The 23,827-nt window shown below is 56.5% G+C and carries 20 protein-coding genes; 10 read left to right on the forward strand and 10 right to left on the reverse strand.

The window, feature by feature from the left end; translation table 11 throughout:
• Position 1 precedes the first annotated feature (1 nt).
• The 6 genes from aroK to VF709_RS18020 all read right to left on the reverse strand — a co-directional run bounded on the left by aroK (position 2) and on the right by VF709_RS18020 (position 4,068).
• The gene (gene aroK, locus VF709_RS17995; RefSeq protein WP_003861630.1) at positions 2 to 523 is read right to left on the reverse strand and encodes a shikimate kinase AroK; all 522 of its coding nucleotides are present in this window, start codon (positions 521 to 523) and stop codon (positions 2 to 4) included.
• Positions 524 to 809: 286 nt separating this feature from the next.
• Positions 810 to 2,045 carry a DNA uptake porin HofQ gene (hofQ, locus tag VF709_RS18000; protein ID WP_114519299.1) on the reverse strand — a complete coding sequence of 412 codons (1,236 nt, stop codon included), beginning with the start codon at positions 2,043 to 2,045 and terminating at the stop codon, positions 810 to 812.
• A complete protein-coding gene (locus VF709_RS18005; protein WP_038420742.1) occupies positions 1,960 to 2,352 on the reverse strand; it encodes a HofP DNA utilization family protein in 393 nt (130 codons plus the stop codon). The genes hofQ and VF709_RS18005 overlap by 86 nt, the downstream gene beginning before the upstream one ends.
• On the reverse strand, positions 2,342 to 2,803 hold the full coding sequence (locus VF709_RS18010) for a HofO family protein (protein ID WP_149896859.1): 462 nt from the start codon (positions 2,801 to 2,803) through the stop codon (positions 2,342 to 2,344). Before VF709_RS18010 ends, VF709_RS18005 begins: the two co-directional genes overlap by 11 nt.
• Positions 2,804 to 2,806: 3 nt before the next feature.
• Positions 2,807 to 3,295 (reverse strand): PilN domain-containing protein, encoded by a 489-nt coding sequence (locus tag VF709_RS18015; protein WP_048972496.1) that lies wholly within the window; start codon positions 3,293 to 3,295, stop codon positions 2,807 to 2,809.
• Positions 3,292 to 4,068, reverse strand: coding sequence for a hypothetical protein (locus VF709_RS18020; RefSeq protein WP_045902153.1), 777 nt, complete (start codon positions 4,066 to 4,068; stop codon positions 3,292 to 3,294). Before VF709_RS18020 ends, VF709_RS18015 begins: the two co-directional genes overlap by 4 nt.
• 120 nt (positions 4,069 to 4,188) lie before the next feature.
• Between VF709_RS18020 and mrcA the strand changes: the two genes are divergently transcribed.
• The gene (gene mrcA / locus VF709_RS18025) at positions 4,189 to 6,741 is read left to right on the forward strand and encodes a peptidoglycan glycosyltransferase/peptidoglycan DD-transpeptidase MrcA (RefSeq protein ID WP_013099079.1); all 2,553 of its coding nucleotides are present in this window, start codon (positions 4,189 to 4,191) and stop codon (positions 6,739 to 6,741) included.
• 82 nt (positions 6,742 to 6,823) lie between these two features.
• Here the strand turns inward: mrcA and nudE are convergent, their stop codons facing one another.
• Positions 6,824 to 7,384 carry an ADP compounds hydrolase NudE gene (nudE, locus tag VF709_RS18030; protein WP_029882167.1) on the reverse strand — a complete coding sequence of 187 codons (561 nt, stop codon included), beginning with the start codon at positions 7,382 to 7,384 and terminating at the stop codon, positions 6,824 to 6,826.
• A 325-nt stretch (positions 7,385 to 7,709) separates the two neighbouring features.
• On the opposite strand from nudE, the gene VF709_RS18035 reads away from it, so the two are divergent.
• The 4 genes from VF709_RS18035 to hslO all read left to right on the forward strand — a co-directional run bounded on the left by VF709_RS18035 (position 7,710) and on the right by hslO (position 11,895).
• Entirely contained in the window at positions 7,710 to 9,848 is a 2,139-nt protein-coding gene (locus VF709_RS18035; protein ID WP_013099081.1) for an intracellular growth attenuator family protein, read from the forward strand.
• A gap of 62 nt (positions 9,849 to 9,910) precedes the next feature.
• Positions 9,911 to 10,594, forward strand: coding sequence for a GMP/IMP nucleotidase (gene yrfG / locus VF709_RS18040; RefSeq protein ID WP_013099082.1), 684 nt, complete (start codon positions 9,911 to 9,913; stop codon positions 10,592 to 10,594).
• On the forward strand, positions 10,591 to 10,992 hold the full coding sequence (hslR, locus tag VF709_RS18045) for a ribosome-associated heat shock protein Hsp15 (protein ID WP_149896858.1): 402 nt from the start codon (positions 10,591 to 10,593) through the stop codon (positions 10,990 to 10,992). Before yrfG ends, hslR begins: the two co-directional genes overlap by 4 nt.
• 24 nt (positions 10,993 to 11,016) lie before the next feature.
• Entirely contained in the window at positions 11,017 to 11,895 is an 879-nt protein-coding gene (gene hslO / locus VF709_RS18050) for an Hsp33 family molecular chaperone HslO (protein ID WP_013099084.1), read from the forward strand.
• A 34-nt stretch (positions 11,896 to 11,929) separates the two neighbouring features.
• On the opposite strand, the gene VF709_RS18055 is transcribed toward hslO, so the two are convergent.
• Entirely contained in the window at positions 11,930 to 13,678 is a 1,749-nt protein-coding gene (locus VF709_RS18055; RefSeq protein WP_149896857.1) for a DUF4153 domain-containing protein, read from the reverse strand.
• 335 nt (positions 13,679 to 14,013) lie between these two features.
• Here VF709_RS18055 and pckA point away from each other — a divergent pair, with 335 nt between their 5' ends.
• On the forward strand, positions 14,014 to 15,633 hold the full coding sequence (gene pckA, locus VF709_RS18060) for a phosphoenolpyruvate carboxykinase (ATP) (protein WP_014833557.1): 1,620 nt from the start codon (positions 14,014 to 14,016) through the stop codon (positions 15,631 to 15,633).
• 96 nt (positions 15,634 to 15,729) lie between these two features.
• On the opposite strand, the gene envZ is transcribed toward pckA, so the two are convergent.
• Together envZ and ompR are read right to left on the reverse strand one after the other, a co-directional pair.
• The gene (gene envZ, locus VF709_RS18065; protein WP_029882169.1) at positions 15,730 to 17,076 is read right to left on the reverse strand and encodes a two-component system sensor histidine kinase EnvZ; all 1,347 of its coding nucleotides are present in this window, start codon (positions 17,074 to 17,076) and stop codon (positions 15,730 to 15,732) included.
• Entirely contained in the window at positions 17,073 to 17,792 is a 720-nt protein-coding gene (ompR, locus tag VF709_RS18070; RefSeq protein ID WP_006177890.1) for an osmolarity response regulator transcription factor OmpR, read from the reverse strand. The genes envZ and ompR overlap by 4 nt, the downstream gene beginning before the upstream one ends.
• A 232-nt stretch (positions 17,793 to 18,024) precedes the next feature.
• Here ompR and greB point away from each other — a divergent pair, with 232 nt between their 5' ends.
• From greB to feoB, 4 genes are all read left to right on the forward strand, one after another.
• Positions 18,025 to 18,498: a transcription elongation factor GreB gene (gene greB / locus VF709_RS18075; RefSeq protein ID WP_013099090.1), complete on the forward strand. Its 474-nt coding sequence runs from the start codon at positions 18,025 to 18,027 to the stop codon at positions 18,496 to 18,498.
• An 86-nt stretch (positions 18,499 to 18,584) separates the two neighbouring features.
• Positions 18,585 to 20,915, forward strand: coding sequence for a Tex family protein (locus VF709_RS18080; RefSeq protein ID WP_040022726.1), 2,331 nt, complete (start codon positions 18,585 to 18,587; stop codon positions 20,913 to 20,915).
• Positions 20,916 to 21,249: 334 nt separating this feature from the next.
• Positions 21,250 to 21,477: a ferrous iron transporter A gene (gene feoA, locus VF709_RS18085; protein WP_010436417.1), complete on the forward strand. Its 228-nt coding sequence runs from the start codon at positions 21,250 to 21,252 to the stop codon at positions 21,475 to 21,477.
• A gap of 30 nt (positions 21,478 to 21,507) precedes the next feature.
• Entirely contained in the window at positions 21,508 to 23,826 is a 2,319-nt protein-coding gene (gene feoB / locus VF709_RS18090; RefSeq protein ID WP_013099092.1) for a Fe(2+) transporter permease subunit FeoB, read from the forward strand.
• The last annotated feature ends 1 nt before the right edge of the window (position 23,827 follow it).

Here is a 23,827-nt window from a genome sequence, read left to right on the forward strand (position 1 = left end):
ATCAGTTGCTTTCCAGCATATGAATAATCTGGTTTGCAACCACTTTAGCGCTCTGATCATCAGTACGAATGGTCACATCAGCAATCTCTTCGTACAGAGGATTGCGTTCATCGGCCAACGCTTCCAGAACTTCGCGTGGTGGCGTTTCAACCTGCAGCAGCGGGCGCTTTTTATCGCGCTGCGTACGTGCCAGCTGTTTTTCAATGGTCGTCTCAAGATAGACCACTACGCCACGGGCGGAGAGACGGTTGCGGGTTTCGCGAGATTTTACAGAACCGCCGCCGGTCGCCAGCACGATGCCCTGTTTTTCCGTGAGTTCGTTGATCACTTTTTCTTCTCGGTCACGGAAACCTTCTTCGCCTTCTACATCGAAGACCCAGCCCACATCAGCTCCGGTTCGTTTCTCAATCTCTTGATCAGAATCGTAAAATTCCATATTGAGTTGTTGAGCTAACTGACGCCCAATAGTGCTTTTGCCGGCACCCATAGGCCCAACCAGAAAGATATTGCGTTTCTCTGCCATTTTTTCGGTACTACTAAGACTATTCGTTAATGGTAATCCCCGCTTCGCAGACACCCGGCGTAGCAGGACATGAACTGAAACCTCATATGCAATAGAGCGAGAGTCAGACTAAAAATTATCTCAATACTCCGGCTTGTTTGGCAACTGATTAAATCACCGCACCAGACGCATAAGACAACAAGACGTCAGTCCAACTCAAATCGGTACACCTTGTATGCTAATTCATGCCCCACGTCAAACATCTGCAACAAACTGAATGCAAAATCATTGCGGGGATCGTTACCCGTCAGTGAATAGCCACCAGACGTGGTGTTATAAACACCACTAATTCACGCCGTTCGTTGTCTTTACCGTCATGACGAAAAAGCTGCCCAAGCCAGGGGATTTTACCGAGCCCGGGTACGCTATCACTCCCGGTTTTATTCTTTTGCGAGAAAATACCGCCCAGCGCCAGCGTTTCTCCACTTTTTACCTCCACCTGAGTCTCTATTTCTTGTTTGTCGATAGCCAGCGTTTCGCCATCAGCCTGTTGCAACACCTGCCCCGGCATATTTTCACTGATATGTAATTTCAGGCGCACGCGCCCGCCCGGTAGCACCACTGGGGTGACCTCCATGCCTAATACCGCCTCTTTGAACTCCACAGAGGTGGCCCCACTCTCCCCGCTGGAGACCTGGTATGGGATCTCACTGCCCTGTTTGATACTGGCTGGCTGCATGTGTGAGGCCAGCAGTCGTGGGCTGGCAATGATATCGACCTGCTGTTTTTGCTCCAGTGCTGACAGCTCCAGATCCAGCAGCCTGCCGTTAATACGCCCGATGTTAAACCCCACATGGCTGGTGGCGCTGGCCACGGACAAATCACTGCCAAGGGTTGTCATTTGCCCAATCTTGCCCGCTTCGCTGGCCTCGGCAAGATTCCATTTCACCCCCAGCTCCCGCAGACTTTTTTCGTTGATGGTGACGATATGCGCCGCCAGTTCGACCTGCTCGACGGGAATATCCATCTGTGTTGCCCAGCGCTGTAGCGTCTCCAGTACGGCTTTATTATCCCTGACCAGCAGCCGGTTGGTGCGTTTATCAAGAGACAGACTGCCCTTAGGACTGAGCAGTTTTTCCGCTGCGTTTTGCAGCTCCCCGGCATCTGCGTATGAAAACGAAATGCTTTGCGAGAGCAGCGGAGCCTCAAGCTGCCTGCGGGCCCGGTCCTGTGCGTTACGCTCCTGCTGTTCGCGCTGCCAGGCCGCCGTATTGACATAGAAAATGCCGCCCTCCTCGCGCATAACCAGCCCTGCGCTGGCGATCACCGTCTGTAATGCCTGTCGCCACGGAACATGCGTCAGACTGAGCGATAATGTGCCGCTTACGTCGGGTGACACCACCAGATTACGATTCTCCTGCGCCACCAGCGCCTGCAGGACCTGAACCACAGGAACGTCATCCACCACCAGCGTGACCGGCTTCGGTGCGGCGGCCAGCGGAGTGACGATCGTCAGTAACAGCAGCGTTATCCTTAAATTCATATTTTTTCGTTCCTTCTCGTTGCCATGTCCATTGCGCTGGCTCACAGGTTTCACCCACGTTTATGACGAGTTGCGTCTCATTCATTGCGCTGACCCGCCAGCCCGCCGGTAAACGTTCCTCTAAGTGCAGGCGATACCAGCGCTGTTTCCCGTCCTGCAACAGGCCAACCCCGCCGACCATGCCGCGATAGTGCCACTGCGTCAGCTCGCCAACGGCACAGGGATCGTCGGGCGGATGAAACGGATCGCGCATCCCGGTGAGTAACAGCACTGAGCAAACCAGCAGGTAGCGCAGGCTATTTCGCATGGTCTAGCTCCAGTTGCACTCGCAGACGTAACGCCGCGCCCTGGGGCGCAAGCGTAAAGGCGGCAATCCGGACATCTTGCTGTGCCAGCCGGGCGAAAGCCGTCAGGATTGCTGGCCACTCGGCATCCAGCGCCAGCTCTCCACCGCCCGGAAAGGGTTTCCAGTGAACCAGCGTTGCGCCATCAGCCTGAAAATCCAGAGGGGAAAAGCGCACCACCGGGCGTGCGTCAGGCTCAGGTGTCCGGCGCGGCGCGTTGCTGGCGACAGGCCAGTGCGTCGCATGGCGCTGTATGGCGTCGGCCATTTGCTTCTGAAGCGCAGCAAGCTGTGAATTAAGCGGCCTCAGGAACAGGCCCCATGCGGTTCCCCACATCAAGGCAACGCCCAACCCACCGCACAGGAGCCGGTACCGGCGACGGCTCTCACACCAGCGTTCAAATATTCTGTTCACACGTTACCCCTGGCCTGTGAGCTGAAAAGTGAACATCCAGCGCCCGTGATTATCCTGCCGTATCTCCCCTGCTGACCCTGGGGTAAAACCGGCTATTTGTCGCAGAGCATCACCCATTACCGACAGGGCGGGCAGTGCTGAGGCATAGCCGTTAATCATCAAAGAGGGCGGTTGGTAACGAAGCTCAGTGAACCAGGCCTGCGCCGGAATGGCATCGGAGAGTGACGCCAGTACCGGGTGCCACGCCATACGCTGTGGCTGGCGCGTGGGAGCGGGTGTGGCAAGAGGTAGACGAGAAGACAGCGCGCGCTGCACGGTCTGCATGCCCGCCAGTTCAGCCTGCAGGGCGTGCAGTTTCAGGTGGGCGTGCATGCTCAGACTGAAGACCGTTGCCAGCGTCAGAATACAGGTGGCCGCAGACAGCCCTCCCCAGAATCGCACGCGGCGCGCGCGTCGTTGCTGTCGCCACGGAAGAAGATTGGTCATGCTCATTCAGGCACCTCGCTCATGGCCAGCGCCAGCGCGACGGCATAATCGGCACCGCACTCCGGCAGCGGGGGCTGACAGCGAGAGACGATCTCCCACGGGTCGCGCTGGCTATCAAACAGCGCGATATCGTCCGGCGCGAGAGCCAGCAGTGCCGCCAGTTCAGCCACGCTTTTGGCCTCGGTAGCGAAGCGGCGCCCCCACTGGTGGCGCATTGCCCACAACCACTGATGTTCGTCTCGCCACGCGACACACCGCGCTGGTGCCACCGCAGGAAGAAAATTTGCCAGCGCGCTGGCATCCGGGGTAATCGTCACCAGCCGTAAATGCAGCGTTTTCGCGAGCGTCAGGAGTGTTTCAACCTCTTTGTTTTGCGCAGCGGTGACATGAAATGTGTTGCTGAACGTGTCCTGTGCGTAATCGAAGCACAGCGCATCAGGGGACATCTCCAGCTCACGCGAGAGCGCAGCCCCTAGCCAGGAGAGCTGTTCGCTGTCGCGCAGGGCGATAGCCGGGCGGGGCAACGATCTTTGCAGGGTACGCGCCGCCGGAAATGAGAGAAACACCCGGTGCTGATGCGGCAACGTACGCCGCCAGCCGCGTAATGCGTCAAGCAATTGTTCTGGCTGACAAATTTTCCCGTCGAGGATGATGCCTTCCGTCAGCGGTATCGCCCACCAGCGGCGCAGACACCAGCTGAGACGCTCACGAACCAGCGCGACAATCAGCACCCTATCTTGTTGAATATGAACGCCCGTTTGCCATGTTTTGAAAGCCATGCTTCACGATCTCCTTATCGCCCGTCGCCGTGACGGCTATATCAATGAATCAGGCTTGCCTTTATACTACCGCGCGATTGTTTAGAAACTGCCCAAGTGAAACCAGATGGGAAATCTCCGGTGAAGTTCGTAAAGTATTTATTAATCCTTGCAGTGTGTTGCATTCTGCTGGGAGCAGGCTCGATTTATGGTTTGTACAAATATATTGAGCCGCAGCTACCTGATGTCGCTACGCTTCGTGATGTGCGGCTCCAGATCCCAATGCAGGTCTACAGCGCCGACGGCGAGCTGATGGCGCAGTACGGTGAAAAACGCCGTATCCCGCTGACCTTAAACCAAATTCCCCCTGTGATGGTGAAGGCCTTCATCGCCACAGAGGACAGCCGTTTTTACGAGCACCACGGCGTTGACCCGGTGGGGATTTTCCGTGCCGCAAGCGTTGCGCTGTTCTCCGGGCATGCCTCTCAGGGGGCAAGTACCATTACGCAGCAGCTGGCGCGTAACTTTTTCCTCAGCCCTGAAAAGACGCTGATCCGTAAGATAAAAGAGGTGTTCCTCGCGATCCGCATTGAGCAGTTGCTGAGTAAAGACGAAATCCTTGAGCTTTACCTCAACAAGATCTATCTCGGTTATCGCGCCTATGGCGTGGGTGCTGCGGCACAGGTGTACTTCGGCAAGCCCGTGGAGCAACTGACCTTAAGCGAAATGGCGACCATTGCCGGCCTGCCTAAAGCCCCGTCCACGTTTAACCCGCTCTACTCGCTCGATCGCGCCACCGCACGTCGCAATGTCGTTCTGTCACGTATGCTGAGCGAAGGCTACATCAGCCAGAGTGAATATGAGCAGGCACGCAACGATGTCATCGACGCTAACTACCATGCGCCGGAAATCGCCTTCTCTGCCCCGTATCTGACCGAAATGGTTCGCCAGGAAATGGTCAGCCGTTATGGGGATAAGGCCTATGAAGATGGTTATCGCGTATACACCACGGTTACCCGTAAAGGGCAGCAGGCAGCACAGGATGCGGTGAGAAATAACGTGATGGACTACGATATGCGTCACGGCTATCGCGGCCCGTCCAACGTGCTGTGGAAGGTGGGCGAAAGCGCCTGGGACAGTAAAAAAATCACCAGTACGCTGAAAGCGCTGCCTACCTACGGCCCGCTGCTGCCTGCGGTGGTGACGCAGGCCACGCCTCAGGAAGCCGTTGCAACGCTTGCGGATGGCACCTCAGTCTCCTTGCGCATGGACGGGATCCGCTGGGCGCGTCCGTACCGCTCTGACACCTTACAGGGACCAACGCCACGCAAAGTGACCGATGTCGTACAAACCGGACAACAAATCTGGGTGCGTCAGGTGGGCGATGCCTGGTGGCTGGCGCAGGTGCCAGACGTCAACTCCGCGCTGGTCTCCATTAACCCGCAAAACGGTGCCGTGCTGGCGCTGGTGGGTGGGTTTGATTTCAACCAGAGCAAATTCAACCGCGCGACGCAGGCGCTGCGTCAGGTCGGTTCGAATATCAAACCGTTCCTCTACACGGCGGCGATGGATAAAGGCTTAACGCTTGCCAGTATCCTCAATGACGTGCCGATCTCTCGCTGGGATGCCGGTGCCGGTTCCGACTGGCAGCCGAAGAACTCGCCGGCGGAATACGCAGGTCCTATTCGCCTTCGTCAGGGGCTGGGTCAGTCGAAAAACGTGGTGATGGTGCGTGCAATGCGTGCAATGGGCGTCGATTACGCGGCAGAATATCTGCAACGTTTTGGCTTCCCGGCACAGAACATCGTGCGCACCGAATCGCTGGCGTTAGGCTCGGCATCGTTCACGCCGCTGCAGGTGGCGCGGGGGTATTCGGTCATGGCCAACGGCGGCTTCCTGATCGACCCGTACTTCATCAGTAAAATCGAAAACGACCAGGGTGGTGTGCTGTTCGAAGCGAAACCGAAAATTGCCTGTGCGGAGTGCGATATTCCGGTGATTTACGGCAATACGCCGAAGTCTGACGTGCTTGAAAACAAGGACATGGAAGATGTCGCCGTGTCGCAGGAGCAGCCGAACGGCGTGGTGCCGCAGCCACAGCTGGAACAGGCAAACCAGGCGCTGGTGGCGCAGAGCGGTGCGCAGGAGTATGCCCCGCATGTGATCAACACCCCGCTGTCATTCCTGATCAAGAGCGCGTTGAATACCAACATCTTCGGTGAACCGGGCTGGCAGGGTACCGGCTGGCGTGCCGGGCGTGATTTACAGCGCCACGATATCGGCGGTAAAACCGGGACCACCAACAGCTCGAAAGATGCCTGGTTCTCCGGCTACGGTCCGGGCGTGGTGACTTCGGTCTGGATCGGCTTTGACGATCACCGCCGCGATTTAGGCCGCACCACGGCGTCTGGCGCGATCAAAGATCAGATTTCCGGCTACGAAGGTGGGGCCAAAAGTGCGCAACCGGCCTGGGATGCCTATATGAAATCCGTTCTTGAGGGCGTGCCGGAGCAGCCGCTGACGCCACCGCCGGGCGTGGTCACGGTCAATATCGACCGCAGCACCGGGCAGTTAGCCAACGGTGGCAATAGCCGTGAGGAGTATTTCATCGAAGGTACGCAGCCAACCACGCAGGCGGTACATGAGGTGGGTACAGAGATTATTGATAACGGCGAGACGCACGAGCTGTTCTGACACCAAAGCAAAACGGCAACCTCGGGTTGCCGTTTTTGTGTTTGCTCCCTCTCCCGTGGAAGAGGGTTGGGGCATTAGGCCACTACAGCCGCCCCTGCCCCTTCAGCCATTCCCGCACCAGGAACAGCGCGCTCACGTTACGCGCCTCATTGAAGTCAGGATCTTCCAGCAAATCCATCAGGTGCGCCAGTGGCCAGCGAACCTGGGGCAGCGGCTCCGGCTCGTCACCTTCCAGCGATTCAGGGTAAAGATCTTCAGCCACCACAATATTCATTTTGCTGGAAAAATAGGAGGGAGCCATGCTCAGCTTTTTCAGGAACGATAGCTCTTTCGCGCCAAACCCAACCTCTTCTTTCAGCTCGCGGTTTGCTGCTTCAAAGACCGTTTCACCCGGATCAATAAGCCCTTTCGAGAAACCCAGTTCATAAGATTCCGTGCCCACTGCATACTCGCGGATCAAAATCAGATGGTCATCAACAATGGGGATGATCATCACCGCTTCACGCGATGAGGGGCGCATACGTTCATAAACGCGACGCACGCCGTTGCTGAACTCCAGGTCCACACTTTCGACATTAAACAGCCGGGATTTCGCGACAGTTTCAACACTCAGAATGGTGGGTTTTTGTAGTGGTTTGCTCATCTTGACGGGTCTTTGAAGTGTGAACTGACTTTATTGTGCGATACGCCGCACGGTTTCGGCAATGTCAATTGTTCTTTATTTACATTTGTGCAACCTGACAGGAATCAATCCTCAAATCAAAACAAATGTCAAGAGGTTGAAATGTTTCCAGGAATTTGCTGATATCGCGCCATGACAGGCTTTGCTATCATCATCGGTCACTGGGATGCGCTGCAGAATGCTCAAGTTCGACTCCATGCTTGCCGATAGCCAACCACAGACTCTCATTCATTGTTAAAGGTGCACTGACTACACCTGTAAGAAGATAAAGTAAGATGGGGAAAGCATGAGCACCATTTTGATCGTTCTCGCTGCTATGCTGGCCGGCGCTTTAGTTGCAGGGTGGGTATACAGGCGTCGCGTACAGCGTCGTTTCAGGCTGCCCTTTTTAACGGCCTTTGCCGGTGCCACAACGCGTAAACTCACGCAAGAAGAGCGCGATGCTGTTGAGAACTATCTCGAAACCCTCAACCGTTCCCAGTTAACGCCCGGGCCAACGGGGGCTACGGCTGCGCCGGTCACCCTCAATCTGAACGCACAAAGCGACACCGTGCTCTGCGTGACGCGCTCCATCACCCGTTATGGCATCACGACTGACGATCCCAATAAATGGCGTTACTACCTCGACTCCGTTGAAGTGCATCTGCCTCCCTCCTGGGAGCAGTACATTAATGACGAAAACAGCGTTGAGCTTATCCATACCGATTCGCTGCCGCTGGTCATCTCCCTGAACGGCCATACGCTGAATGAATATATTCATGAAGCACCGCGCTTTGCGCTGGAACGCGCGAGTTCAAAGCAGGCCTCCATTCGCGGTGAAGAGACCGAGCAAATTGAACTGCTGAACATTCGTCAGGAGACTCATGAAGAGCATGCCCTGAGTCGTCCGGATGGCATTCGCGAGGCGGTCCTGATTGTGGCCGCCTTCCTGCTCTTTTTCTTCTGTCTGCTGACGCCGGATGTGTTTGTCCCGTGGCTCGCGGGCGGTGCGCTGCTGCTGTTGGCCGCCGGGCTGTGGGGGCTGTTTGCGCCTCCAGCCAAAACCTCTTTGCGTGAAATTCACTGCCTGCGCGGCACCCCTAAGCGCTGGGGCCTGTTCGGTGAGAACGATCAGGAACATATCAACAATATCTCCCTCGGGATTATTGACCTTATCTATCCGCGCCACTGGCAGCCATGGATTGCACAGGATTTGGGGCATAAAACCGATATTGATATCTACCTTGACCGCCATGTTGTGCGTCAGGGGCGCTTCCTCTCCCTGCACGATGAAGTGAAAAACTTCCCGCTTCAGCACTGGCTACGCAGTACGGTTATCGCCGGGGGCGCGGCGCTGGTCTTTGCTCTGTTGCTGCTGTTCGTGCCGCTGGATATGCCCATCAAATTCACCCTGTCGTGGATCAAAGGGGCACAAACCGTAGAGGCCACCAGCGTTAAGCAGCTGGATGACGCTGGCGTGCGGGTGGGTGATACGCTCCGTCTGAAGGGTACCGGGATGTGTAACATCCACACCCCAGGGGCCTGGAATACCCGTCAGAACTCGCCGTTCATGCCGTTCGACTGCTCGCAAATCGTCTGGAACGATGCGCCGCCGTTGCCGCTGCCGGAATCGGATGTCGTCAATAAAGCCACTGCGCTCACCCAGACGCTCAACCGCCAGCTGCACCCGAAAACCGATGATGATTCACGCGTCAGCCCTGCCCTGCGTTCTGCCATTCAGAAATCCGGAATGGTACTGCTGGATGACTTTGGCGAAATCGTATTGAAAACGCAGGATTTATGTTCCGCACAGGATGAGTGCGTTCGCCTTAAAAATGCGCTCGTGAACCTGGGTAACAGCAAAGACTGGGACTCGCTGGTGAAGCGCGCCGAAGCGGGTCGTCTGGACGGGGTGAACGTGCTGCTGCGCCCGGTGAGTGCCGAATCGCTGGATAACCTGGTGGCGACCTCTACCGCGCCGTTTGTGATGCGTGAAACCACCCGTGCGGCCCAGGCGCTGAATAGCCCGGCGCCTGGCGGCTTTGTGATTGTCAGCGATGAAGGCAGCGACCTGGTCGATCAGCCTTATCCGCAGATTGCCCTGTACGACTACCCGGCTCAGGAACAATGGGGGCAGTTCCAGCGTCTGGCGCAGATGCTGATGCAAACGCCATTCAGTGCCGAAGGGATTGTGACCAGTATCTTTACCGATGCCAACGGTACGCGCCATATCGGCCTGCACCGGATGCCTGACAGCGCGGGTTTATGGCGTTATATCGGTACATCACTGCTGATGATCGCCATGCTGGTGTCTATTTTCTGGAACGGCATTATGGCCCTGCGCCGTTACCAGCGTTCGCGCACCCGGCTTGCTGAGATCCAGCAATACTACGAAAATTGCCTTAACCCTAAGCTGGTCCCCTCCTCTGAGAGCCTGATCGGATAACATCGCTGCGCGACAAGTTGTGCTACCCTGTCGCGCACGTTTCTTCTGGCTGGAGTTCCCCTATGCATCTTGATATCGCCTGGCAGGAGGTTGATACCGTCCTGCTGGATATGGACGGCACGCTGCTCGATCTCGCCTTCGATAATTACTTCTGGCAAAAGCTGGTCCCGGAGACCTATGGCGAACAGCAGGGTATCTCCCCGGCAGAAGCGCAGGAATTCATTCGTTCGCAATATAGCGCGGTGCAACATACGCTAAACTGGTACTGTCTGGACTACTGGAGCGAACGACTCGGTTTGGATATTTGTGCCATGACCACCGCCCAGGGCCCGCGCGCCGTACTGCGTGAGGACACTGTGCCCTTCCTGGATGCGCTGAAAGCAAGCGGCAAGCGCCGTATTTTGCTGACCAACGCCCATCCGCATAATCTGGCCGTGAAGCTGGAACATACGGGTCTTGCGTCACACCTTGATTTATTACTTTCCACCCACACATTTGGTTATCCGAAAGAGGATCAGCGGTTGTGGCATGCGGTGAAAGAAGAGACCGGTTTACAGCCGGAACGCACGCTGTTCATTGATGACAGCGAGCCCATTCTGGATTCCGCCGCGGCGTTTGGCATTCGCTACTGCCTGGGCGTGACCAATCCTGACTCCGGTCTGGCGGACAAAAGCTATCTGCGGCATCCGGGGCTGGGTGACTATCGTCAGATGATCCCCTCACTGACCGTGAAGGAGACGCCATGAAAGAAAAACCCTCAGATGGGGTAAGACTGGATAAATGGCTGTGGGCAGCCCGTTTTTATAAAACGCGCGCCCTTGCCCGCGAGATGATTGACGGCGGAAAGGTGCATTACAACGGCCAGCGTAGCAAGCCGAGTAAGCTGGTTGAACTGAATGCCACCTTAACGCTGCGTCAGGGCAACGATGAACGAATGGTGGTGATTAAAGCCATTACCGAACAACGACGGCCCGCATCTGAAGCCGTACAGCTTTATGAAGAGACGGCTGAGAGCATTGAAAAGCGCGAGAAGACCGCGCTGGCGCGAAAAATGAATGCGCTGACCATGCCCCACCCGGACCGGCGACCGGATAAAAAAGAGCGCCGCGATCTGATGAAATTTAAACACGGTGAGACCGAGTAACCCTCACCTGCACGAGAGACTATTATGGCCCAACACGACCAATTACACCGCTATCTGTTTGAACAATTCGCCGTGCGTGGCGAGCTGGTCACCGTATCCGAAACCTGGAAACAGATTCTGGAAAACCACAACTACCCGCTGCCGGTGAAAACCCTGTTGGGCGAACTGCTGGTTGCCACCAGCCTGCTGACCGCCACGCTGAAGTTTGCCGGTGATATCACCGTGCAGCTGCAGGGTGATGGCCCGATGTCGCTGGCCGTGATCAACGGTAACAATCAGCAGCAGATGCGCGGCGTCGCGCGCGTTCAGGGCGACGTTCCTGAAAATGCCGACCTGAAAACGCTGGTGGGCAATGGCTACCTGGTGATCACCATCTCCCCGGAAGAAGGTGAACGCTATCAGGGCGTGGTCGGTCTGGAAGGCGATACCCTGGCCGCCTGCCTGGAAGATTACTTCATGCGTTCAGAACAGCTGCCAACTCGCCTGTTCATCCGTACCGGTGAAGTAGACGGGCAACCCGCTGCAGGCGGTATGCTGCTGCAGGTTCTGCCCGCACAGGATGCGCAGACCAATGATTTTGAGCACCTGGCGACGCTGACCGAAACCATCAAGGCGGAAGAGCTGTTCAACCTGTCGGCGACCGATGTGCTGTGGCGTCTGTATCATGAAGAAGAGGTGACGGTTTACGATCCACAAGCCGTGGAGTTTAAGTGCACCTGTTCACGTGAACGCTGCGCTGGCGCACTGAAAACCCTGCCGGATGAAGAGATCGACAGCATTATGGCTGAAGACGGTGAAATCGATATGCACTGTGACTACTGCGGTACGCACTATGTGTTCAACTCGATGGATATCGCTGAGATCCGCAACAACGCCTCTCCGGCGGATCCGCAGGTTCACTGATCATAAAGCAACGGCTCCACAAGGAGCCGTTTTGTTAACGCACCAGTGCATTATCGTAGTTTATCTCTACGCGTTCACCGAAGATCTCAATATCTGCCCACGGCTTCACAACGGGTTTCACCTTCCCCTGCTGCACTGCGCGTTCCAGCTCTTCCCGTGATAAACCATCAGGCATTTTCCAGGTATCGCCTGCCAGCTTCCAGCCGGTACCGGTTTGCGTGTACACCACAATCGTGCGGTCGCTAAACTGATAAATCACCGCTTCAGGCTTGCCGTCGCCGTTCAGATCCAGTGACATCAGTAAACAGGTTTTCCGCTCGCGGCTGCAGGAATCAAATCGGTACTGGTTATTCAGCATCGCCTGCCATAACCCCTTGTCGGGGCGAGACGTACCCGGTGCGAGTGTGAACTGCTTCTCAAGCATCCCGGCTGTCATCTTCCCTGCTCCGTCCCGGTTTCCGCTGAGAAGGCCGTACAGCTCACGCTGGCGCTTTGGCTCAGCCATAAACTGCCGATCGTATTGCAGCGTCTGCATGGCTTCGCGTCCCTTACGCCCGCTGTTGCTGAGCATATACAGGCTGACCTGATCCGCGTTGATGCGTCCGTCGTGGTAGCGCGCCATATGGCTTTCAACGCTGATACGCCACGGATCAAGCACCGGCGTATGAATCAGGATCAGGAGAATAAGCGCAAGTAACCCCGTTAGCGGAATAACAGACGCCTGCAGCTTTTGTGCCTGGCGGCGACAGAAGACAACGCTTATGCAAAATCCTACCGCCCAGACCAGCGCTACCAGCGTAATGAGCACGCCATACAGACGCTCCGGCGACCAGCCATATTGCGAAATGCGCAGCCATAACGCCCACCCTGCTAACACCGGATAGGCGGGAACGATAGCGATGGCGAGACGAACCATCCCGTTGAGAAGCGCATAGTAAGGTAGCGTCTGACGCTGCGGATGCCAGACAATCGTCACCAGAAAAAGGAGCAGTAGCGCTAAGGCGGTCAGCAGGCCCGCCGCGGATATCCGTGCGGAAATGGCCTCAAAGCCCATCACGGGCAATGCACCAATAAACAGCAGGGCTAAGGCCGCCATCAGAGGCAACAGGCCGGTGGCGATCAGGGTAAGCAGGTTCTGTAATGCGCGCATCAAGCGCACCTGCATACGCGCCAGCACGGCGACACTGGCAGAAACCACGCCAATCGCCACTGAAATAAACCAGTCAGACTGGAAGAAAAGGCGATCAAAAAACTGAATGCCAATGAGTTTGAAGAGTTCAGCCCAGAGGAAAAGCACCAGCCAGAAGAGGCCGTTGGAGATAAAAATAGTGAGTATAGTCAGCGCGTTGTGCCAGTGCTTATCGTAAAAATCACTGTAGAACGAGGCCGTCGTCGCAGGCGACAGACGCCTTTGCAGCCATGGCAACATCAATAGCATCATCAACAGAAGATGAAAGCCCCAGACGAGCACGGCCTCTTTAATTTGCCAGTGTTCAAGCCCGGACACGCTCCACTTAAGCCAGGCCCCCATACCGGCGACAACAACGCCAACGATCACGAGCGCCAGCCAGAGTAACGGTTTTCTGAATGACGTCACGGAAAGCGCGACAGTGGCGGTCATCGCCACCGTTGCAGGCATCACGCACAAAGACCACACCGTATCGGATGGCAATTTCGCATACGCGATGTACTCGCTGATCCCGTAGCAAATCAGCCCCTGTAAAGCGCCCACCAGCACGATGGCCAGGCGCGTTGAAGGGGATAACGTTTCACTGTTTTCCATCTCTCATCCCTTTTCCAGAAAAGCGTATTGTTTCATCAATCCGCGGACGACATGAATCGTTTTCATACTGTAACCCTTACGTAATTTTCTTACGTGTATGCGATTACATTCACATTCTTTCCGATAAAATCACCAGCCATTAACCTTTTCGGAACATTTTCCCCACCAAAAAAGCGATTCCTGCGATAATCCGCCTGCCCTGTGACTGGAGTCGCAGCGTTTTCCGTTAGTAAGGGTTTTGACCAGATACGTAAATCTATGAGCCCCGTCGCGGTTAACAACCTCAGAAAAACCCTACAATTTCAGGCAGTACATATTGGCTAAGGAGCAGTGATATGCGTGTTACTGGTTTAACCCCGCAAGATCTCAAGGCTTATGGTATTCACGACGTCCAGGAAATCGTCTACAACCCCGATTACGATACGCTGTATCAGGAAGAGCTCAATCCAGCACTGGAAGGATACGAGCGAGGTGTGTTGACTAACCTTGGTGCTATCGCCGTCGATACCGGTATCTTTACCGGTCGTTCGCCGAAAGATAAGTATATCGTCCGAGACGAAACCACCCGCGATACGCTGTGGTGGGCTGACAAAGGCAAAGGGAAGAACGATAACAAACCGCTCTCCCCGGAAACCTGGCAGCATCTGAAAGGGCTCGTCACCCAGCAACTTTCCGGCAAGCGTCTGTTCATTGTCGACGCTTTCTGCGGCGCTAACGCCGACACCCGTCTTTCCGTGCGTTTTATCACCGAAGTGGCCTGGCAGGCGCATTTCGTGAAAAACATGTTTATTCGTCCAACCGACGAAGAGCTGCAGACGTTCAAACCCGATTTCATCGTGATGAACGGTGCCAAATGCACCAACCCACAGTGGCAAGAGCAGGGCCTGAACTCCGAGAACTTTATCGCCTTTAACCTGACCGAGCGTATCCAGCTGATTGGCGGTACCTGGTACGGCGGCGAGATGAAGAAAGGCATGTTCTCGGTCATGAACTACCTGCTGCCGCTGCGCGGTATCGCCTCTATGCACTGCTCAGCGAACGTCGGTGAAAAAGGGGATGTGGCGGTGTTCTTCGGCCTGTCCGGCACCGGTAAAACCACCCTGTCTACCGATCCAAAACGTCGGCTGATTGGGGATGACGAGCACGGCTGGGATGACGACGGCGTGTTTAACTTCGAAGGCGGTTGCTACGCGAAGACCATTCGTCTGTCTGAAGAAGCTGAGCCGGATATCTTCCATGCCATCCGCCGCGATGCGCTGCTGGAAAACGTCACCGTACGTGCCGACGGCTCTATCGACTTCGACGACGCATCCAAAACCGAAAACACCCGCGTTTCCTACCCGATCTACCACATCGACAACATTGTGAAGCCGGTGTCGAAAGCGGGTCATGCGACGAAGGTGATTTTCCTGACGGCGGATGCGTTCGGCGTGCTGCCGCCGGTTTCCCGCCTGACCGCCAGCCAGACGCAGTATCATTTCCTCTCCGGTTTTACCGCCAAACTGGCGGGCACCGAGCGGGGCGTGACGGAGCCAACCCCAACGTTCTCTGCCTGCTTCGGCGCGGCCTTCCTGTCGCTGCACCCGACGCAGTACGCAGAAGTGCTGGTAAAACGCATGCAGGCCTCCGGGGCGCAGGCGTACCTGGTTAACACCGGCTGGAACGGTACCGGCAAGCGTATCTCCATCAAAGATACCCGCGCCATTATCGACGCCATTCTGGATGGTTCTCTGGATAACGCTGAAACCTTCACTCTGCCGATGTTTGATCTGGCTATTCCAACGGCGCTGCCGGGCGTGGATACGCATATCCTTGACCCGCGTAACACCTACGGATCCCCGGAACAGTGGCGTGAGAAAGCAGAAACGCTGGCGAAGCTGTTTATTGAGAACTTCGAGAAGTATACCGATACCCCGGCGGGTGAAGCGCTGGTGAGTGCGGGACCGAAGCTGTAGGTAAAAGCAAAAAGGCAACGAAAGTTGCCTTTTTTAATGGTTTCTCCCTCTCCCCGTGGGAGAGGGCCGGGGTGAGGGCATCAGGCCGCACCCCGATTACCCCTCTTTCACCTGCCCCCGCGTCACCGGCACCGGCAACCAGGCGCGAATGCTCAACCCACCCCGCTCGCTGGTACCAATCTCCAGCAACCCGTTATGGTTATCAACAATACGCTGCACAATCGCCAGGCCTAAACCGGTTCCGCTGGTGCTGCGCGCGCTGTCGCCGCGCACAAACGGCTGGAACAGATGCTTACGCTGCTCGGGCTTGATACCCGGACCGTCATCTTCCACCTGGAACCAGGCGCGGTTGAGTTCCGATCCGCTGCTGACTTTAATCCAGCCATTACCGTAGCGGGCCGCATTCACCACCATATTTGCCACCGCGCGCTTGATGGAGAGCGGATGCATGCGAACCTGAATTTCACCGGCCTGAAGGTCGGTATCAATCTCACGCTCGTAGCCGCTTTCAGCCGCCACCACTTCGCCCAGCACCGCGTTCAGGTCAGCCATCTCCATCGGCATCTCCTGCCCGGTACGCAGGTAGTCAATGAACTGCTCAATGATGGCATTACACTCTTCGATATCCTTGTTGATGGACTCGGCGAGATAACCGTCCTCTTCGCCCATCATCTCCGTCGCCAGTCGGATACGCGTGAGTGGCGTACGCAGATCATGGCTGACGCCCGCCATCAGCAGCGTACGGTCATCCGCCAGCTGTTTGACGCCAGCCGCCATATGATTAAACGCGCGCGTCACCGAACGCACTTCCGATGCGCCATATTCACGCAGCGGCGGCGGAATAATCCCTTTACCGACCTGGAGCGCAGCGTGTTCCAGGTCGACCAGCGGTCGGTTCTGTATGCGGATAAACAGCCACGCGCCGCCTATCGCTAACAGCATGATGGCAAGGGTGTAGCGGAACAGCGGCGAGAAGTCGCCCTGGTGGATTTCGGTCAGCGGAACGCGCACCCAGATATTGGGCGACAGCCAGGTTTTCAGCCAGACAACCGGCGAGCTTTTGTTGACCTCAACACGCACCTCCGTCGGGCCCCCCAGCTGCTGCGCCATCTGCTGGCTGAGGAATTCATAGTGCTGTGCCCAGCGCAGACCCGCGTCTTCCGCCGCTTCATTCGAATAGAGCGAAATGCCCAGTTCACGGTAGATTTCACGGCGAAACGCCGGAGGAACCACTAACTGCGTGCCGTCCTCCAGCTGCAGTTTATCGGTCATCAGCATACGTACTTCGTACGCCAGGACCTTATTAAACTGCTGAAGGCTCGGCAGGATCGCAAAGTTCAGCACCACCAGGTAGGTTGTCACCAGGCTGACAAACAGCAGGGTGACAATCAAAAGCAGGGTACGGGCAAACGAGCTTCGCGGTGAGAAGCGCATTCGCCTCATGCTTTAGCGCCGTCCGGGACGAACACGTAGCCCAGACCCCATACGGTCTGAATATAACGAGGATGCGCCGGATCTTCTTCCACCATGCGGCGCAGACGAGAGATCTGCACGTCGATGGAACGTTCCATTGCCGAGTATTCACGGCCGCGCGCCAGGTTCATCAGCTTGTCACGGGAGAGCGGCTCACGCGGGTGGCTGACCAGCGCTTTCAGTACCGCGAACTCACCGCTGGTGAGCGGCATTGGCTCGTCTTCACGGAACATCTCACGCGTACCGAGGTTCAGCTTGAACTTCCCGAACGCAATCACCGCTTCTTCCTGCGACGGTGCGCCTGGCAGCTCGTTCGCCTGACGGCGCAGCACGGCCCGAATACGCGCCAGCAGTTCACGCGGGTTAAACGGTTTAGGAATGTAGTCGTCAGCGCCAATTTCGAGGCCCACGATACGGTCAACCTCTTCCCCTTTCGCCGTCACCATAATGATTGGCATGGGGTTGCTCTGGCTGCGCAGGCGGCGGCAGATAGAGAGCCCGTCTTCGCCCGGCAGCATCAGGTCGAGGACCATCAGATGGAAGGATTCACGGGTCAGCAGGCGGTCCATCTGCTCAGCGTTCGCGACGCTACGAACCTGGAAGCCCTGCTCGGTCAGATAACGTTCCAGCAGCGCACGCAGGCGCATGTCGTCATCCACGACCAGAATTTTGTAGTTCTCTTGCATTGTGTGTACTCCCAAAGGTTCGGATAGTCTAATAACAGCGTATTCTAAAAAAGTGCACGGGTTCGACCAGCGAATTCTGGTATAAATTCTAGTCGAAATTGTTACAAAGCATATTTAACAGCAGCTTATCTGCACAATTCATCACATAAATGATTATTAACGCTGTCTGATAGACTACGTGATACGTAATGTGCGCAATGTTTGCAATGAAGTCGAGTCTGAAGGTCACAGTATGAAAACGCCCCTGATCACCCGCGAAGGGTACGAAAAACTCAAAAAAGAGATGGATTACCTGTGGCGCGAAGAGCGTCCGGAAGTGACCAAAAAAGTTACCTGGGCGGCAAGCCTGGGCGACCGCAGCGAAAATGCTGACTACCAGTACAACAAGAAGCGGCTGCGTGAGATCGACCGTCGGGTACGCTATCTGACCAAATGTCTCGAGAATCTTAAAATTGTCGATTATTCACCGCAGCAGGAGGGCAAAGTCTTCTTCGGCGCGTGGGTAGAGATCGAGAATGATGATGGCAATACCCTGCGCTTTCGCATTGTCGGGTACGACGAAATTTTTGGCCGTAAGGATTATATCTCCATCGACTCGCCGATGGCCCGCGCGCTGCTGAAAAAGGAGGTGGGTGATTTAGCCGTCGTCCAGACGCCTGCCGGAGAAGCGAGCTGGTACGTCAATGAGATCACCTACGTAAAATAGTCCGAGAGCGCCCTCCACGGCTGGCATTTTACCGTGTCAGCCCGTATAACTATCCCCTGATTTTTGACCCACAAGATGATAAAGCCATGATGAAAGATTCGCTCTGCCGCATTATTGCGGGTGAACTTCAGGCCAGAGCCGAACAGGTAGAAGCTGCCGTTCGCCTGCTTGATGAAGGGAACACCGTGCCGTTTATTGCACGTTATCGTAAGGAAGTCACCGGCGGTCTGGATGACACGCAGCTGCGTAACCTGGAGACCCGTCTGGGCTACCTCCGTGAACTGGAAGACCGCCGTCAGGCAATCCTCAAATCCATCGGCGAACAGGGCAAACTGACCAGCGATCTGGAAAAGGCCATTAACGGCACCCTGAGCAAAACTGAACTCGAAGACCTCTATCTGCCCTACAAACCGAAGCGCCGTACGCGCGGGCAGATTGCAATTGAAGCAGGTCTGGAGCCGCTGGCCGAGCTGCTGTGGAACGAACCGTCACACGACCCGGAAACCGAAGCGGCCAAATTTATCGACGCTGACAAAGGCGTGGCAGACGCCAAAGCGGCCCTTGATGGCGCACGCTACATTCTGATGGAGCGCTTCTCCGAGGATGCCGCCCTGCTCTCCCGCGTGCGTGATTATCTGTGGAAGAACGCCCACATCGTCTCTACCGTGGTGGCAGGCAAAGAAGAGGAAGGCGCGAAATTCCGCGACTACTTCGATCACCACGAACCGATTTCAACCGTGCCTTCTCACCGTGCGCTGGCCATGTTCCGCGGCCGTAATGAAGGCGTGCTGCAGCTCTCTCTCAACGCCGACCCACAGTTTGATGAGCCGCCAAAAGAGAGCCACTGCGAGCAGATCATCACCGATCACCTCTGCCTGCGCCTGAATAACGCCCCGGCGGACAGCTGGCGTAAAGGCGTGGTGAGCTGGACGTGGCGCATTAAGGTGCTGATGCACCTCGAAACCGAACTGATGGGCACCGTGCGCGAGCGTGCGGAAGACGAAGCAATTAACGTTTTTGCCCGCAACCTGCATGATCTGCTGATGGCCGCACCTGCTGGCCTGCGTGCGACCATGGGTCTCGATCCGGGTCTGCGTACCGGCGTAAAAGTGGCGGTGGTTGACGGCACCGGCAAGCTGGTGGCAACCGACACCATTTATCCGCATACCGGTCAGGCGGCGAAGGCCGCTGTAGTGGTGGCCGCACTATGCGAGAAATATAACGTTGAGCTGGTGGCTATCGGCAACGGTACGGCCTCCCGCGAAACCGAACGTTTCTACCTCGACGTGCAGAAACAGTTCCCGAAAGTGACGGCGCAGAAAGTGATCGTCAGCGAGGCCGGGGCGTCCGTCTATTCTGCGTCAGAGCTGGCGGCCCAGGAGTTCCCGGACCTGGACGTCTCCCTGCGCGGTGCGGTCTCTATCGCCCGTCGTCTGCAGGATCCGCTGGCGGAACTGGTGAAGATCGACCCGAAATCCATCGGTGTGGGCCAGTATCAGCACGACGTGAGCCAGACGCAGCTGGCGCGTAAGCTGGATGCGGTGGTGGAAGATTGCGTAAACGCCGTGGGCGTGGACCTGAACACCGCCTCCGTTCCTCTGCTGACCCGCGTGGCAGGCTTAACCCGCATGATGGCGCAGAACATCGTTGCCTGGCGTGATGAGAACGGTCAGTTCCAGAACCGCCAGCAGTTGCTGAAGGTAAGCCGTCTGGGGCCAAAAGCGTTTGAGCAGTGTGCGGGCTTCCTGCGCATCAACCACGGCGATAACCCGCTGGATGCCTCAACCGTTCACCCGGAAGCCTACCCGGTGGTTGAGCGCATTCTGGCAGCGACTCAGCAGGCACTCAAAGACCTGATGGGCGACAGCAACGCGCTGCGCAACCTGAAAGCGGTCGATTTCACCGACGAGCAGTTCGGCGTGCCGACCGTGACCGACATCATCAAAGAGCTGGAAAAACCGGGCCGCGATCCGCGTCCTGAGTTCAAAACCGCGACCTTTGCCGACGGCATCGAGACCATGAACGACCTGCTGCCGGGCATGGTGCTGGAAGGCGCCGTCACCAACGTCACTAACTTTGGCGCTTTTGTCGATATCGGCGTGCATCAGGATGGCCTGGTGCATATCTCATCGCTCGCCGATAAGTTCGTTGAAGATCCGCATACGGTGGTCAAAGCGGGCGATATCGTGAAGGTGAAAGTGCTGGAAGTGGACCTGCAGCGCAAGCGAATCGCCCTGACCATGCGTCTGGACGAGCAGCCAGGTGAAACCAACGCGCGCCGCGGCAGTAACGGCGGTGGCCGTGAGCAGCAACGCCCTGCCGCTAAAGGCGCGAAGCCGCGCGGGCGTGATGCGCAGCCAGCGGGTAACAGCGCAATGATGGATGCGCTGGCGGCCGCGATGGGTAAGAAACGCTAAGGTTGTAAATGCCCCTCACCCTAACCCTCTCCCCAATGGGGAGAGGGAACTTGAACACCCTCTCCCCAAGGGAGAGGGCCGGGGTGAGGGGACAAATTATATCGCAAGAGATGAAACCGATTGCATATCCATATTTAAACCACCATTTATCACCCCGTTAACAAATAATCCCCTTTTCGTTTTCCCGTCATTTCAGCAAATATTGAGCAAGGTCAAACAGGCCGTAAATTAATACGCTTAACAACATTCCGTCACAGTTTTCATATTGCTGATAAAAACTATTCTCATTATCATCCCATAGTAGATAATTTAACCTTCCGTGGAATCAGGCATTATGCAATTCACTCCAGACAGTGCATGGAAAATTACCGGTTTTACCCGCGAAATTAGCCCGGCCTATCGGCAAAAGCTGCTGTCGCTGGGCATGCTCCCCGGCTCGTCATTCCAGGTAGTGCGCGTGGCCCCGTTAGGTGATCCCGTTCATATCGAAACCCGGCGCGTGAATCTGGTACTGCGTAAAAAAGACCTCGCATTAATTGAAGTCGAAGCCTTATCCCAATAACAAGCCAGCGGTTTCAGTGAGTCGAAAACAATGAAAAAATTAACTATTGGCTTAATTGGCAATCCTAATTCCGGCAAGACAACGTTATTTAACCAGCTCACCGGTGCACGCCAGCGTGTGGGTAACTGGGCGGGCGTAACGGTTGAACGTAAAGAAGGCCAGTTCACCACGACAGACAATCAGGTCACCCTGGTGGATCTGCCCGGCACCTACTCCTTAACCACCATTTCGTCACAAACCTCGCTCGATGAGCAGATTGCCTGTCACTATATTCTGAGTGGCGATGCGGACCTGTTAATCAACGTGGTCGATGCATCTAACCTGGAGCGTAACCTCTATCTGACGCTGCAGTTGCTTGAGCTGGGGATCCCCTGCATTGTGGCGCTCAACATGCTCGACATCGCAGAGAAACAAAAGCTGCGTATCGACGTCGACGCCCTCTCCGCGCGTCTGGGCTGCCCGGTAGTGCCGCTGGTTTCTACCCGTGCCCGCGGAATTGACGCACTGAAGCTGGCCATTGACCGCCACGCGGGCAACGCCGACGTTGAGCTGGTGCACTATGCGCAACCGCTTCTGCGCGAAGCCGGTCTGCTGGCGCAGGAGATGGACAACAGCATGCCCGCCAGACAGCGCCTGTGGCTCGGCCTGCAGATGCTGGAAGGCGATATTTACAGCCGCGCCTATGCGGGCCATGCCGCAGACAAACTGGACGTGGCGCTGGCGCGTCTGAGCGATGAGCTCGATGACCCGGCCCTGCACATCGCCGACGCGCGCTATCAGGCCATCGCCGCCATTTGCGACGTGGTCAGTAATGCCCTGACGGCCGAGCCAAGCCGCTTTACGGCCGCCGTGGACAAGATTGTGCTTAACCGCTTCCTCGGTTTGCCGATCTTTTTACTGGTCATGTACCTGATGTTCCTCCTCGCCATTAACATCGGTGGCGCGCTACAGCCTATTTTCGATGCTGGTTCTGTGGCGATATTTGTCCACGGTATTCAGTGGCTGGGCTACACCCTGCACTTCCCGGAATGGCTGACCATTTTCCTCGCCCAGGGGATCGGTGGTGGTATCAACACCGTTCTGCCGCTGGTACCGCAAATCGGCATGATGTACCTGTTCCTCTCGTTCCTTGAGGACTCCGGTTACATGGCGCGTGCGGCTTTCGTGATGGATCGTCTGATGCAGGCCCTGGGTCTGCCGGGTAAATCCTTCGTCCCGCTGATTGTCGGCTTCGGCTGTAACGTCCCGTCGGTAATGGGTGCGCGCACGCTTGATGCACCCCGCGAACGTCTGATGACCATCATGATGGCGCCATTTATGTCCTGCGGGGCGCGACTGGCTATCTTTGCGGTCTTTGCCGCGGCCTTCTTTGGTCAGGAAGGGGCACTGGCGGTCTTCTCGCTGTATGTGCTGGGCATCGTGATGGCGATCCTGACCGGGCTCATGCTTAAACACACCATCATGCGCGGGGAAGCGTCGCCGTTTGTGATGGAACTGCCGGTGTATCACGTGCCGCATCTGAAAAGCCTGGCGATCCAGACTTGGCAGCGCCTGAAAGGTTTTGTGCTGCGCGCCGGTAAAGTGATTGTCATCGTCAGCATCTTCCTGAGCGCGCTGAACAGTTTCACCCTGAGCGGGCAGGCGGCGGATAACATCAACGACTCCGCCCTCGCCTCCGTGAGCCGCATCATTACCCCGGTGTTTAAACCGATTGGCGTGCATGAAGACAACTGGCAGGCGACCGTTGGCCTGTTCACCGGCGCGATGGCAAAAGAGGTGGTGGTCGGCACCCTGAACACGCTTTACACCGCTGAGAATATCCAGGAAGAAGAGTTTAACCCGGCGGCGTTCCACCTCGGTGATGAACTGCTCGGCGCGGTGGAAGAGACCTGGCAGAGCCTGAAAGACACCTTCAGCCTGAGCGTACTGGCGAACCCGATTGAAGCCAGCAAAGGCGACGGCGAAATGGCCACCGGTGCCATGGGCGTGATGAGCGAGAAATTTGGCAGCGCGTCAGCGGCCTACAGCTACCTCATCTTTGTCCTGCTCTATATTCCGTGCATCTCGGTGATGGGGGCGATAGCCCGTGAGTCCAGCCGCGGCTGGATGGGGTTCTCCATCCTGTGGGGCTTAAACATCGCCTACTCGCTGGCGACGCTCTTTTACCAGACCGTTAACTTCAGCCAGCATCCGCGCTACAGCCTGGTCTGCATCCTGGCGGTTGTGCTGTTTAACGTGCTCGTTCTCGGTCTGCTACGCCGGGCACGCAGCCGCGTCGATATCAACCTGCTGGCAAACCGTAAAACCGCCGCGACCTGCTGCAACAGCCCGGCGGGCGATTGTCACTAGG

The sequence above is a fragment of the Enterobacter sp. Lyrl_3 genome (genome assembly GCF_051948675.1).
In the GTDB taxonomy this organism is placed as follows: domain Bacteria; phylum Pseudomonadota; class Gammaproteobacteria; order Enterobacterales; family Enterobacteriaceae; genus Enterobacter; species Enterobacter cloacae.